The 13,215-nt window shown below is 62.4% G+C and carries 15 protein-coding genes; 3 read left to right on the plus strand and 12 right to left on the minus strand.

All coding sequences use genetic code 11. The annotated features are described in order from the left end of the window. Window positions 1–18: 18 nt before the first annotated feature. The 9 genes from H4V99_RS11155 to nirD all read right to left on the minus strand — a co-directional run bounded on the left by H4V99_RS11155 (window position 19) and on the right by nirD (window position 6,848). Window positions 19–1,491, minus strand: a complete 1,473-nt coding sequence (locus H4V99_RS11155) for a glyceraldehyde-3-phosphate dehydrogenase (RefSeq protein WP_280678279.1) — start codon at window positions 1,489–1,491, stop codon at window positions 19–21. 64 nt (window positions 1,492–1,555) lie between these two features. Further along, window positions 1,556–1,879 (minus strand): DUF2469 family protein, encoded by a 324-nt coding sequence (locus H4V99_RS11160; RefSeq protein WP_280678281.1) that lies wholly within the window; start codon window positions 1,877–1,879, stop codon window positions 1,556–1,558. A 12-nt stretch (window positions 1,880–1,891) separates the two neighbouring features. Next, window positions 1,892–2,536, minus strand: coding sequence for a ribonuclease HII (locus H4V99_RS11165; protein ID WP_280678283.1), 645 nt, complete (start codon window positions 2,534–2,536; stop codon window positions 1,892–1,894). Next, window positions 2,537–3,304 (minus strand): signal peptidase I, encoded by a 768-nt coding sequence (lepB, locus tag H4V99_RS11170; RefSeq protein ID WP_280678284.1) that lies wholly within the window; start codon window positions 3,302–3,304, stop codon window positions 2,537–2,539. An 81-nt stretch (window positions 3,305–3,385) separates the two neighbouring features. Further along, entirely contained in the window at window positions 3,386–3,727 is a 342-nt protein-coding gene (rplS, locus tag H4V99_RS11175; RefSeq protein WP_280678286.1) for a 50S ribosomal protein L19, read from the minus strand. Between the two features lie 222 nt (window positions 3,728–3,949). Further along, window positions 3,950–4,513, minus strand: a complete 564-nt coding sequence (locus tag H4V99_RS11180; protein ID WP_280678288.1) for a hypothetical protein — start codon at window positions 4,511–4,513, stop codon at window positions 3,950–3,952. A gap of 111 nt (window positions 4,514–4,624) precedes the next feature. Further along, complete coding sequence (locus H4V99_RS11185) at window positions 4,625–5,599, minus strand: IS481 family transposase (protein ID WP_280675630.1); 975 nt, start codon at window positions 5,597–5,599, stop codon at window positions 4,625–4,627. 100 nt (window positions 5,600–5,699) lie between these two features. Continuing rightward, window positions 5,700–6,458 carry a tRNA (guanosine(37)-N1)-methyltransferase TrmD gene (gene trmD / locus H4V99_RS11190; protein ID WP_280678290.1) on the minus strand — a complete coding sequence of 253 codons (759 nt, stop codon included), beginning with the start codon at window positions 6,456–6,458 and terminating at the stop codon, window positions 5,700–5,702. Window positions 6,459–6,488: 30 nt separating this feature from the next. Next, on the minus strand, window positions 6,489–6,848 hold the full coding sequence (gene nirD, locus H4V99_RS11195; protein ID WP_280678292.1) for a nitrite reductase small subunit NirD: 360 nt from the start codon (window positions 6,846–6,848) through the stop codon (window positions 6,489–6,491). Window positions 6,849–7,073: 225 nt separating this feature from the next. Here nirD and nirB point away from each other — a divergent pair, with 225 nt between their 5' ends. The 3 genes from nirB to H4V99_RS11210 are packed head-to-tail and all read left to right on the plus strand — an operon-like array spanning window position 7,074 to window position 11,790. Next, the gene (gene nirB / locus H4V99_RS11200; protein ID WP_280678294.1) at window positions 7,074–9,695 is read left to right on the plus strand and encodes a nitrite reductase large subunit NirB; all 2,622 of its coding nucleotides are present in this window, start codon (window positions 7,074–7,076) and stop codon (window positions 9,693–9,695) included. A gap of 2 nt (window positions 9,696–9,697) precedes the next feature. Next, window positions 9,698–10,492 carry a uroporphyrinogen-III C-methyltransferase gene (cobA, locus tag H4V99_RS11205; RefSeq protein WP_280678296.1) on the plus strand — a complete coding sequence of 265 codons (795 nt, stop codon included), beginning with the start codon at window positions 9,698–9,700 and terminating at the stop codon, window positions 10,490–10,492. A gap of 59 nt (window positions 10,493–10,551) precedes the next feature. Continuing rightward, entirely contained in the window at window positions 10,552–11,790 is a 1,239-nt protein-coding gene (locus tag H4V99_RS11210) for a uroporphyrinogen-III synthase (RefSeq protein ID WP_280678298.1), read from the plus strand. Window positions 11,791–11,851: 61 nt separating this feature from the next. On the opposite strand, the gene rimM is transcribed toward H4V99_RS11210, so the two are convergent. The 3 genes from rimM to rpsP are packed head-to-tail and all read right to left on the minus strand — an operon-like array spanning window position 11,852 to window position 13,173. Next, window positions 11,852–12,505 carry a ribosome maturation factor RimM gene (gene rimM, locus H4V99_RS11215; RefSeq protein ID WP_280678300.1) on the minus strand — a complete coding sequence of 218 codons (654 nt, stop codon included), beginning with the start codon at window positions 12,503–12,505 and terminating at the stop codon, window positions 11,852–11,854. An 8-nt stretch (window positions 12,506–12,513) separates the two neighbouring features. Further along, the gene (locus tag H4V99_RS11220; RefSeq protein ID WP_035879344.1) at window positions 12,514–12,750 is read right to left on the minus strand and encodes an RNA-binding protein; all 237 of its coding nucleotides are present in this window, start codon (window positions 12,748–12,750) and stop codon (window positions 12,514–12,516) included. Window positions 12,751–12,753: 3 nt separating this feature from the next. Further along, window positions 12,754–13,173 carry a 30S ribosomal protein S16 gene (gene rpsP / locus H4V99_RS11225; RefSeq protein WP_280678302.1) on the minus strand — a complete coding sequence of 140 codons (420 nt, stop codon included), beginning with the start codon at window positions 13,171–13,173 and terminating at the stop codon, window positions 12,754–12,756. Window positions 13,174–13,215: the final 42 nt, after the last annotated feature.

Raw genomic sequence — 13,215 nt, forward strand, 5'->3', positions numbered from 1 at the left:
GCAGCACTCCCGCGATGATCAGAGAACGGCTTCGAGTTCCTCTACGGACGCGCTCGGATAGGACGGCGCGTTCACACCCGCCATCTCCTCGAGAACGCGAATGACCTGACAGCTGTAGCCGAACTCGTTGTCGTACCAGACATACAGAATGACCTTGGTGCCGTTGGCAATCGTGGCCAGACCATCGACGATGCCAGCCCGGCGTGAACCGAGAAAGTCGCTCGACACAACCTCTGGTGAGTCAATGTAATCAATCTGGCGATGCAGGTTGGAATGCAACGACATGGTGCGCAGATAGGTGTTGACCTCCTCCTTGCTGGTGCCGTTCTCCAGCGTGAGGTTGAGGATGGCCATTGACACATCGGGCGTGGGCACACGGATAGCGTTACCGGTGAGTTTTCCTGCCAACTCCGGCAGAGCCTTCGCTACGGCCTTTGCCGCGCCGGTCTCCGTGATCACCATGTTGAGGGCGGCGGAGCGTCCACGACGATCTCCGGAATGGAAATTGTCGATCAGGTTCTGATCGTTGGTGAAGGAGTGCACGGTTTCCACGTGACCGTCGATGATGCCGAAACGATCGTTGATTGCTTTGAGCACCGGCGTGATGGCGTTCGTGGTGCAGGATGCCGCGGTGACGATCGTGTCATCGGCAGTGATCGTCTGGTGGTTGATACCGTGCACGATATTTTTCAGCGCACCTTTACCGGGGGCGGTGAGCAGAACACGGGATACTCCGGAGCACTTCAGGTGCTGTGAGAGGCCCTCGGCGTCGCGCCAGCGCCCGGTGTTGTCCACCACGACGGCGTTGTGAATGTCGTAGGACTCGTAGTCCACTGTGGACGGGTCACTCGAGTAGATCACCTGAATAAGTGTTCCGTTAGCGAGGATGGTGTTGTTCTCTTCGTCGACCGTGATCGTGCCCTCGAACGGACCGTGCACGGAGTCACGGCGCAGCAGACTTGCACGCTTGACGATGTCGTTGGCCGAGCCCTTGCGCACCACGATGGCGCGCAGGCGCAGTCCCTGACCGCCACCCGCGTGCTCGATGAGGATGCGAGCAAGGAGGCGTCCGATCCGGCCAAAACCGTAGAGCACAACATCGGTACTCGTGCGCTCATCCAGCCCATGCTGATCCACAATGTCGGCCAGCTGAGCTCTCAGGAATTCCTCAAGGGAGCGCTCGTCCGCGTCCTGCCGATAGGCGATTGCGAGGCGGGCAAGGTCGATCGAGGCAGCTCCGAGATTGAGCCGCCGCAGTGTCTGCAAAATGGGCAGGGTCTCTTCAAGGGGTAGTTCGACATCCGCTATGTGGCGGGCGAAGCGGTGCGCCTTGAGCAAACCGATGACCGATTTGTTGTTCAGGCCACGACCAAAGACGCTCGTCACAACGTTGTTGTCGCGGTAAAGACTGCCGATAAGGGGAATCATCGCCTCGGCGAGAGCCTCCCGATCGATCCACATGTGACGTGCGCGATCTGTTGGCTGATTCACAGGCTGCTTTCCTAAACCATCGTTGGTTTCGCCGCGGGTCGCCGCGACGGATTTGAGTACGGTGTTATTCGTCGAGCGCCAGTTCCTTCGGCAGCTCGAACTCCTTCGACGCGAGTTCTTCCACGTTGACGTCTTTAAAGGTGAGCACTCGAACGGATTTCACAAAGCGATCGGAGCGGTAGACGTCCCACACCCACACATCCTTCATGTTCAGCTCGAAGTAGAAATCGTGCTCCGTGTCTTTACGGACCAGATCAACCTCGTTCGCCAGGTAGAAACGCCGTTCGGTCTCGACAACGTACTGGAACTGGCCCACCACGTCTCGATATTCACGGTACAGGGCCAGCTCGACCTCGCGGTCGTAGTCCTCAAATTCGTCTTCTTCCATGGTGAGCCAATCCTACGCCGAGATCTTCAACCACGATTTGCGGTGCAGCTCCGTGGCGCCGAGCAGCCCGATGGCGCGCATGTGCTCCGCGCTGCCATAGCCCTTGTTGCCCGACCAGCCGTATCCGGGAGAAATGGCATCCGCTTCGATCATCAGTCGGTCCCGGTGCACCTTGGCAATCACGGATGCCGCGGCCACCGACCCACAGTCTCGGTCGGCCTTGATGCGGGTCACCACCGTCAGCGGGGTCTTGAGCGCCTTGTTGAGCCAGTCATCGCTGCCATCGAGCAGCACGACGCTGCCGGTGATGTCCACGCCGGCAGCGTGCAGTTGAGCCAGCGCACGTTTACCGGCTAGGCCCAGACAGGCAATGATGCCGAGCTCGTCGATTTCTTGAGCTGATGCGAGGCCCACCGCGTGGTGCGTCGCCCACGCTGCGGCGAGGGGCGCGAGCAGCTCACGTTTGGGCTCACTGAGCATTTTGGAGTCCCGCAGGCCGGCCGGAATGGGGGTGCCACTCGCGTCGATGGCCACGAAGCCGACACCTACCGGGCCGGCCAAAGCGCCCCGGCCCACTTCGTCACAGCCAATGACGAATCGGGCTCCATCGGCCAAGAGCGCCCGTTCCACCGTGAGATCGGGATCGGAAACCGCCACCTACCGGGCCGCGTCTTCCACGCCGCGGAACACCTCGGGGTAGTCGTCGAGCCAGGACCAGCGGGCGAGCGGCCAGCTGATCACGATGGCGCGACCCACCACGTTGTCGACGGGGACGAACCCTTGTCCGGGTGTCTCACCGTTGTAGCGGGAGTCCTTGGAGTTGTAGCGGTTGTCCCCCATCATCCAGAGCGAATCTGCCGGGATGACCACGTCAAAGGAGTCTTTGGATACCGCGGTCTCCCCCTCAGGAAGCAGAACGTAGGGCTCGGCGAGGGGCACATCGTTGACGCTCATCTGGCCCAGGGCATTGCAGCAGACAACGTGGTCTCCGGGCAGGCCGATGACGCGCTTGATCAGGTGGTCATTGCTGTCAGAAGCGGACAGTCCCACGATCGACATGACCCAGTCAATGCTGGCAACAAGAGGGTTCTGCTCTACCGCCTGCTGAGGCGGGAGCCATCCGCCGGGATCGCGAAAGACAATGACATCGCCGTGTTCAATGGGCATGAAGCGCGGTTCAAGCTGATTCACGATGATGCGGTCGTACTCCTGCAGCGTGTTTTTCATGGACCCGGACGGAATGTAAAACGATCGAACCAGAAAGGTTTTGATGAGGAACGAAATGAGGAGTGCAACGATAAAAATGATGATGAGGTCTCGAATAAACAGCAGAACACTCTGCTTTTTTGTTTTCTTCTGACCGGGATGTGCACTGGGCCTTGATCCCACGCGAATCCTCCGCATGGGTACCGCTTCTTCTGTCATTAAACCGCCTGAGCTCCCGACCAGTGTACGTGGTCGGGAGCTCAGGTAAGAATCCGGTGAACCGGGACTAATCGGTGATGACTAGCGCTTTTCCTTGATCTTGGCCTTCTTGCCGCGCAGGTCGCGCAGGAAGTACAGCTTCGCGCGACGAACATCTCCGCGCGTGACGACCTCGATGTGGTCGATGACCGGGGAGTGCACCGGGAAGGTACGCTCGACGCCGATCTGGAAGCTGACCTTACGCACGCAGAAGGTCTCGCGGATGCCTTCGCCGGAACGGCCGATGACAATGCCCTGGAAGACCTGGATACGAGAGCGGGTACCTTCAATGATGTTTACGTGAACCTTGACGGTGTCGCCGGCACGGAACGCGGGGATGTCCTTCCGGAGGGAAGGTGCATCCACGAAGTCGAGAATATGCATAATTTATCGCTCTCTGTATCCGCCACAGGTCGAACACGGTTTGTGCCGAAACGCGTAGGCGATGTTCGGCAACCGGTATAGGTAGTGTGTGCCGATTCATGACAGCTCCCCTGTGGCAGAGGCTTGCCGCGGCACAATCGCCTATTCTGTCACATTCCAGGCCGAGCCGCAAAAAACCCGAGCGTGTCTCCTGCCGGCTGCCCACGGTTAGGCGCCCTTGGATCAGACGGAGTCGTGTGGCTTTTCCCTGATGACAATGACCTCAGGGTCGTTCGTGCGAGTGAACGGAGGGGATGCTGGATTACCTCGTGGCCGTGTGGGCTGGGGGTCGAGCGGGTTGCGGGGAGCGGCGCGGGGAACGGTACCGGGAATGGTCCCGGCAGCAGTTTGCTCGATGAGGTCAACCATGCTCTGGACGCGCTTACGGGCGGCGGTGAAGAGCGCCCAGACGGCGTACCAGAAGGCCCCGATTCCCGCGACCACCACGGCCACGGACAGCCAACCGGAGACATCGGCCGAGAAGCCGAGCACAATGATCAGCAGATGCCAGAATGCCAGTACGCCCACATCCGCCCACGACAGCGCTCGCGCCTCACGAACCTCGCGTCGGGCAAAAATCAGCAGGCTTACCAGGAGCATTCCCACGCCGAGCAGCACGGCACCGAAGAAGATTCCCAGCACAGCCCAACCGCCCGTTCCAAAAATGGACGAGCCGATCAGGAGCCACAGCGGAAGCACGATGACGGCGGGAAACTGCCAGCGGAAGAAGGTGCGGCGTATAAACACGACATCAGACTATCCGCGCACACTGCGCGATACCTAGACGTTCGCTGTGGGCTAACGAGACCTTCTTACCCCAGGCGGCCGGCGTGAGTGCTGAGCGCTAGGTGTACTGAGTCATGAGGTTGGTGACACTCGGCTGAGCGGTGTCTGTCCGATTCCAGTGTGGATGCGTTCAGTGTTGTAGAAGTTGAGCCAGGGCGCAAGGGCTTGGGCGCGTTCGTGGTTGCTGGTGTATTTGCGGGCGTAGGCCCATTCGGTGGCGAGGGTGCGGTTCAGTCGTTCGACTTTCCCGTTCGTCCAGGGGCAGTGCGGTTTGATGAAGCGTTGCACGGCCCCGATCTTCGCGACGGCTTCTTTGAATGCGGTCGAGTTTCGGTAAGCGAAGGCATTGTCAGAGATGACGCGTTCAATCTGGGGGATGCCGTTTGCCGCGAAGAAGGCTGCGGCACGTTCGAGGACACCAGCAGCGGTGATGCCCTTCTCGTCGGGCTGGATTTCGGCGTAGGCGAGGCGGGAGTGATCGTCGATGACCGCGTGGACGTAGTCAAATCCCACGCGCCGAGACCCCTTTCGATGATTGCGGGGACTTTGGGTGGGGTCAGCGCGCCACCCGCCACCGTTCGGGATGCAGCCGAGTTTCTTCACGTCGATGTGTACCAGTTCGCCTGGCCGGTCGCGTTCGTAGCGTTCTGCGGTGGCGCGTGAAGATCGGATGACCGCGCCGGTGACGGGGTCCAGCCACGACAGGGGTGGGAGGTCGTAGCGAGTCAGTATTCGCGACACGGTCCGTGCTGGCACTCCCGTCACCGCCGCGATGCGCAGGGGCCCATTCCGCCCCAGGAGACGGGCAACAACAACTTTCGCTTCTTGCGGAGCACTGGTCTTCGTCGGGCAATGGTGTGGCCGGGACGAGCGGTTCAGGAGCCCCGCGGTGCCCTCAGCGTGGTGCCGGTTAATCCAGCGGTGAGCGCATTGACGCGAGATGCCGAGCTCTTTAGCGACGTGTGAGACAGGGCGCCCGTCATTGATCACTCTGTCAATCAGTAAGGCCCTCCCATGAAGGGTCAAACGGGTATTAATGTGGGGCATGAGAACCTCCGTTTTCGTGGCGACTTTGACATCACCACTGAAACCGGAGGTTCTCCTTTTTTCAACCCCGAACTGTCACCAACCTCTCGGCTCAGTACAGCTAGGGAGCCGGGGACTCACGCGCAGCGGCAATCAGGTCCGGGCGCACGAGCCGCGTGCGTTCAAGCTGCTGCTCACGCCGCCAGGTGGCAATCGCCCCGTGATTTCCGCTGAGCAGCACCGGTGGCACCGCTAACCCCCGCCACTCGGCGGGCTTCGTGTAACTCGGATACTCCAGCAGCCCGTCCTCGTGCGACTCTTCCACGAGACTCTGCGGGTTGCCGACAACGCCGGGAATCAGGCGACCCACGGCTTCAATCATGGCCATCACGGCCACCTCGCCCCCGTTGAGCACATAGTCTCCGAGGCTGATGAGGCGCACGCGCCCGCGAGTGGCGTAGTGATCGACAACGCGCTGATCAATGCCTTCGTAACGCCCGCACCCAAAGATGAGGTGGGATTCCTCGGCCAACTCTCGCGCGGTTGCCTGAGTGAACTGCTCCCCGGCGGGTGACGGGAAGATGATGGTGGGACCGCTCCCGGCATCGCCCAGATCGTCGCCGACCGCTTCACCAACCGCGTCGCCGACCTCATCGCCCAGAATTGCATCGAGAGCGTCTCCCCACGGCTCGGGCTTCATCACCATGCCCGCACCCCCACCGTAGGGAGTGTCGTCCACGGTGCGGTGCCGGTCATGTGTGTGGTCACGCAGATTATGCACCCCGAGTTCGATCAAGCCAGACTGGCGCGCCTTACCGAGGAGAGAAAGATCGAGCACATCGAAGAACTCGGGAAAAATGGTGACGATATCAATGCGCATAGGTCAAATTCTAAGCAATCCCCGCGCCCCCTACACCGCGACCTCGATGAATCCACCGACGATGCGGGTCTCAAAGGTGCGCAGATACAGCGTCGGATCGGTGAAGCACTCCCCTGTTCCCAGGTCGTAGACCTGCTTGTGGAGTGGCGAGGCGATGGTGGGGCGATCTCCTTTGGAACCGACGATTCCTCGCGCCATGACATAGGCATCCGCATGCGGGTCGCGGTGGCAGACGGCGTAGACCTCGCTCGGAGAGAGCAGAAACAGGGCGATCTGCTTCATGCGAATGAGAGCGGCCTCTCCCCACGAAGGCTCGAGGTCGGATACCGCGCACGCACGTTCCCAGGTGGTGGTGGCGGAGCGGGCGGTGGGGCTGAGTGTCACGGTCATGTCGTGCTCCCGACTGTCGGTGGTCTGTCAAGCAGATGCTGTGCTGTTGCCTCACGCTAGGCGGCATACATTTCCGCGAGCGCCGCGGCGTGTTTCGCGGGCGTGAAACCCACCTCACACTGACCCAACACCGGTGTGGGGGTTTTGTTGTCTCAGGGATACATGAGCGACACGACGAAGAAACTGCCTGTCCGTACGATCGGTCTTAGCACTGAAAGGACGCTGATGACTCCCTCTTCTCTCCCTGCCACCCCCTCCGCGCCCCGACGCGTGATCGTGATTGGCGGCGGGCCGGCCGCCCACCGTCTCACGGACGCCCTGCACTCTCGTGACACCGAGCACACGCTCTCCGTGACGGTCCTGGCCGAAGAGCAGCACCGTCCCTATGACCGTGTGGCTCTCAGCCAGCGTCTGGCCGGAGCCATCGACCTCACCCTCCTACCAACATCCGTGTGGGATTCCGAGCGAATCATGCTCCGCATCGGCGAGCGCGCTCAGTCCATCGACCGAGTCGCTCAGACCGTGACCACGGCCGCCGGTCACGTGCTGGAATATGACGACCTGGTGCTAGCGACGGGATCGAGTGCCCCCGTTCCCGCGATGCCGGGTGCACACCACATTCGGGTGTATCGCACCCTCGACGATGTGGATGCTCTCGTTACTGAGCTCGCTTCCCTCACCGCGTCTCTCGGCCGCCCGCCCCGCGTCGTCGTGGCCGGTGGCGGTCTGCTCGGGCTTGAGGCGGCTGGCGGGCTGCACAAGCTGGGGGCAGAATCGGCCATCGTACACTCGGGTGGATGGCTCATGTCGGCCCAGCTCGACGAGGGCGGCGGGCAGGCTCTGGGGCGCCTGATCGTGGCTCAGGGCATCACACTGCACCTCGGGACTCGTGCCCGTACAATCCTCACCGACGACACCGACTCGCAGGTCACCGGCCTTCAGCTCGGAAACGGCACCACCATTCTGGCCGACATGGTCATCTACGCGATCGGCATCTCGCCCCGCGACGAACTGGCCCGGGAGGCTGGCCTCGCGATCGGCACCCGCGGTGGCGTCACGATCGGTGACGACTGCCGCACGAGCGACCCGACGATCTGGGCCATCGGTGAGGTCGCCAGCTGGAGCGATCGCTGCGTGGGACTCGTCGCCCCGGCCAATGCCATGGCCGAGGTGGTGGCCGACCGTCTGCTTGGCGGCGAGGCGCTGTTCACCAGCGTTGACGACGCCACCAAACTCAAACTGTCCGGCGTCGATGTGGCCAGTTTCGGTGACGCCCTCGGCACCACCGCAGGTGCCCTCGAAATCGTCTACGCCGACCCTGCTCGCGGCCTATACCAGAAGCTCGTGGTGACCGACGATGCCAAGACCCTCCTGGGCGGCATATTCGTCGGGGACGCCAGCCCGTATTCTCTGCTCCGCCCCATGGTGGGCCGTCAGCTCAGCAGCGAACCCGCCGCCTACCTGTCTGCGGCCGGCGCCGAAGCTCCGGCGGGTGATGAGCTTCCCGACGATGCCCTTGTGTGCTCCTGCAACATGGTGATCGCACAGACAGTCCGAAGTGCTGTGCGCGGGGACATTGCCGAGGGTGGCCACACCGAGGCGTGCACGGAGCTCGGTGCGCTGAAGACCTGCACGCGCGCCGGCACGCAGTGCGGCTCGTGCGTTCCCCTCGTGAAGAAGCTGCTCGAGGGTGAGCTGATTGCCTCGGGCCAAACCGTCTCCCATGCGCTCTGTGAGCACTTCGAGTTCAGCCGCCAGGAGCTGTTCGAGTCGGTGCGGGTGTTGGGGCTCACGTCCAGTGAGGAGATCTTTGCCCGGTTCGGTACCGGCCGCGGCTGTGACGTGTGCAAGCCGGCCGTGGGCTCCATTCTGGCCAGTCAGAACACGGCGTACATCCTCGATGCCGGGCGCGGGACTCTTCAGGACACGAACGATCGTGCCATGGCCAATATGCAAAAAGATGGCACCTACTCGGTGGTCCCGCGCATCCCGGGGGGCGAGATCACCCCCACAAAACTGGCTGTCATCGCCCAGGTTGCGCTCGATTTCGACCTGTACACGAAGATCACCGGTGGTCAGCGCATCGACCTCTTCGGTGCCCGCCTTGAGCAGCTGCCGGACATCTGGCGAATCCTCGTCGATGCCGGGTTCGAATCTGGTCAGGCCTACGGCAAGGCTCTGCGGAACGTGAAGTCGTGCGTCGGCTCCACGTGGTGTCGCTTTGGCGTACAGGATGCCGTGGGTCTTGCCATCCGTCTCGAGCTGCGTTACCGAGGCCTTCGGGCACCACACAAGTTCAAGTTTGGCGTGTCGGGGTGCGCCCGGGAGTGCGCTGAGGCCCGCGCGAAGGACGTGGGAATCATTGCCTCCGACAACGGCTGGAACATGTACGTGGGCGGGAATGGCGGGTTTCAGCCCGCTCACGGGCAGCTGCTGGCCACCGACCTGGATGAGGCAACACTCATTGCCTATATTGATCGCTACATGATGTATTACATTCGCACGGCCGATCGGATGCAGCGCACCGCTCGGTGGATGGAAGACCTCGAGGGCGGACTCGAGCACGTGCGCGATGTGGTCATCAATGATTCGCTCGGCCTCGCCGCCGAACTCGAGGAGGCCATGGCCGCTCATGTTGACAACTATGAGGACGAGTGGGCGGCGACCCTCGCCGACCCGGAGCGGCTTCGGCGTTTCCGTTCCTTCGTGAACGCACCGACCACGCCGGACCCGAGCCTGGCCCTGGTCAGCGAACGTGACCAAATACGTCCGGCAACCCCCGCAGAGAGAACCAATTCACCTACGGTTATTCTCAGCGGCAGCCGTATCCCGGTTCGAGGAGAGTAGCGATGACCATTCCGTCCCCCGTAACGCCCGGCCAGGTCACGCTCGTGGGCGGCGGTCCGGGAACACTCGGCCTACTCACCGTCGCCGGCACAGCCGCGTTGCTCGAGGCCGAGGTTGTGCTCTACGACCGGCTCGGGCCGGCGGCACACCTGGCCGTACTCGCGCCCCATGCTCAGCTCGTTGATGTGGGCAAGCGTCCGGGCAATCACGCTCTCTCCCAGAACGACATCAATGATCTCATCGTGGCCCACGCGCTGCGCGGGTCAACAGTGGTGCGGCTGAAGGGTGGCGATCCCTTCGTCTTCGGTCGCGGCAGCGAAGAAGTGCTCGCCTGCCACGCGCGCGGCATCCCCGTTACCGTGATCTCGGGCGTCACGAGCGCAATCTCTGTTCCCGCTGCCGCCGGAATTCCCCTCACGCACAGGGGGCTGAGCCACGCGTTCACGGTGATCTCCGGGCACGCTCCCCTCACCGAGCGTGAACTCGAAGGTCTCGTGCTGCTCGGCAGCACCATCGTGGTGCTCATGGGTGTCGGTACACTTCCCACGCTGACGCAGGGATTACTGCGTCACGGAATGACGGGAGACCTTCCAGTCGCCATCATTGAGCGTGGCTTCAGCGACACGCAACGAACCACTATCGCCACCCTGGCAACCGTCCTGGGCGTCGCTGCCCGGGCCAGCGTGTCGTCCCCGGCCGTACTTGTGCTCGGTGACGTGGTGCGACTCGCCTACACCGGAGACGAGAGTGCCGAAGAGCTGATCGTGCGGGCAGGCGAGTTTCACGCTAGGTCGTGATGTGTGTGCCACGTATCCTGAGGAACAACGATCCCCACTCCCGCTGATCTGCAAGGACCATGACCTCCCGTATCCCCGCCCCAACCCCGTCCGAACCCGCACGCATTGGGCCGGCGAACCCTGAGGCCGTCGTCGACCGGCCGAGCCACGCGTTCAAGGCGGGCCCCGCCGAGCCTGCCGAGCTTCTCAGCCCGGTCTTTCAACCGAACCAGCTCGAGGGCTTTCGAATTGGTGTCACCAGCGACCGGCGGTCAAGTGATCTGATCGACGCCTTTGAGCGACGGGGGGCGCGTGTGGTGCACGCACCGACCCTGCGTATGGCGCACTCACAGGAGGATGGCCCGCTCCTGGCTGACACCCGTGCCATGATCGCGGCCAGGCCAGACGTACTCCTCGCAACGACCGCCTACGGTGTGCGTCGCTGGTTTGAGGTGGCCGAAGCGGATGGTTTGGGCGACGCCCTCACTGATTCTCTTGCGGAGACAAAAATTCTCGTTCGCGGGCCTAAGGCACGCGGAGGAATTCGGGCGGCTGGGCTGAACGACTCAGGGATGAGCGACTCGGAAACCACGGCCTCCCTCGTCACGAAGGTGTTGAGCGAGTACCCCACCGGGCTCACCATTGGGATTCAGGTGCACGGTTTCACCGACGAGGAGCAGCTCGATCGGCTCCGTGCCGTGCACAAGCAAGTACTTGTCGTTGCTCCGTACCGCTGGATCGCGGTCGACGACACCGATGAACGCGTCTACAAGCTGGTGGAAGCGATCTGTGCGGGTCAGCTCGATTGCGTCACTTTTACGAGCGCACCGGCCGTTCACGCTCTCTTCGGTGCCGCCGAGGGCATGGGCGTCTACCTGGCCCTCGTTGCGGCTCTGCAGACTGAGGTCGTGGCCGCTGCCGTGGGTCCCGTCACCGCTGCGCCACTCGAAGCAGCGGGAATCGTTCCGATTCAGCCAACCCGATTTCGCATGGGCGCTCTCATCCGCCTGGTGTGTGAGCACCTGGAGCAGAACCAGATCGTACGCGTGGCCACGCTGCAGGGCCCCGTGGCTCTGCGCGGGTGCGTGATTGAGATTGGCGACACGCGTATTCCCCTGCCACCGACGGCACTGGCCATCATGCGCGCACTCGTGCGTGCGCGTGGCGCCGTTGTGTCCCGCGAGGAGTTGACACTCGCGCTTCCGGGCCTCGTTGACGATCACGCCATGGAGGTATCGCTCAGTCGTCTGCGCCAGACCCTCGCCACGCCGGGCCTCGTCGCCACCGTAGTGAAGCGCGGCTACCGCCTGAACGTGTAGCGTCGCCGCCCGAACGCACAAATCGCCCATCCCAAACCGGGATGGGCGATCAGAACAAGAACTACGCCTTAGTGGCGTCAGGTGTGTCGGAGACAGCGTCAGGGGCGGATGCCTCGGCATCCGCTTCAGGAGCCGCATCGCCGTCGGACGGTTCGTCGTCGGGGAGCTCTTCGAGCAGTCCCAGCGGCGGGGTGATGGTGACGGTTCCGGCCTTCACGTCGACGGCAGGAACGATCGCCTTCACGAACGGGATCATCACGTCGCCGGCGGGAGTCTTCACGATGAGCAGATCCTGAGCGGGCATGTGCTCGAGACGGGAGATCGTACCGATCTTTACGTCGTCGCGCATGACCGCAAGACCGATGAGCTGGTGATCATACCAGGCATCTTCCTCGTCAGGCTGTTCGGCCGCGTCGGATTCAATCCAGAGAATCGCCTTGGCGAGGGTCTCCGCGGTGGTGCGGTCGGGAACGTCCTTGAAGAAGGCGACGGCCTGCTGGTTGTACCAGCGCAGTTCGACGAGTTCGAGGCTTTTCCCGTGCCACGGGGTACCGGTGGGTACCTGGAGGGTGAACACGGCACCCGGGACAAAACGTCGTCCCGGGTCGTCCGTGAACAGTTCAAGCTTGACCGCTCCTTTAAGCCCGTGGGCTTTTGTGAGTCGTCCCACCCGAAGCTGGTTACGTGTTTGTGTGCTGTCGTCGACCGAACTCATGGGAGACCCTAGAAATCGGTGTCGACGACGTCAACGCGAACACGTCGGCCATCGGCCAGTGCAGCCACGAGGGTGCGCAGGGCCTTAGCCGTGCGACCGGCACGGCCAATGACCCGGCCGAGGTCTTCGGGGTTCACACGAACCTCAAGAACCTCACCACGGGGGGAATTCTTCTCAGCAACGTGCACATCGTCCGGGTGATCTACGATTCCCTTGACGAGGTGCTCAAGTGCGGGAGCGAGCAAGATTTACGCCTTGGTCTCGTCGGTTGCCTCTGCGGCAGCCTCGGTGGACTCTTCGGCCTTGACAACAGGCTTCTCGGCCTTGGGACGAAGGACAGGCTTCTTCTTCTCGTCAGCGATGAAAGCAGCCTTGGGCTCCTTGATCTTGACGGTGTTCTTGGCGTTCTTGTCGCCCTTGAAGATGCCCCAGTCGCCGGTGAGGCGCAGCAGTGCAGCAACCTGCTCGGTCGGCTGTGCGCCGACGCTCAGCCAGTACTGTGCACGCTCAGACTTGACCTCGATGACCGAGGGCTCCTGCGTGGGGTGATAGATGCCGATCTCTTCGATGACACGACCGTCGCGCTTGGTGCGCGAGTCGGCAACGACGATGCGGTAGTACGGTGCACGGATCTTGCCCATGCGCTTCAGACGGATTTTGACAGCCACAATTCTCCAGTGTTATTTCGATGTTTGGCGAACCTGAGGCCG

Source organism: Cryobacterium sp. CG_9.6, assembly GCF_029893365.1.
In the GTDB taxonomy this organism is placed as follows: Bacteria; Actinomycetota; Actinomycetes; order Actinomycetales; family Microbacteriaceae; genus Cryobacterium.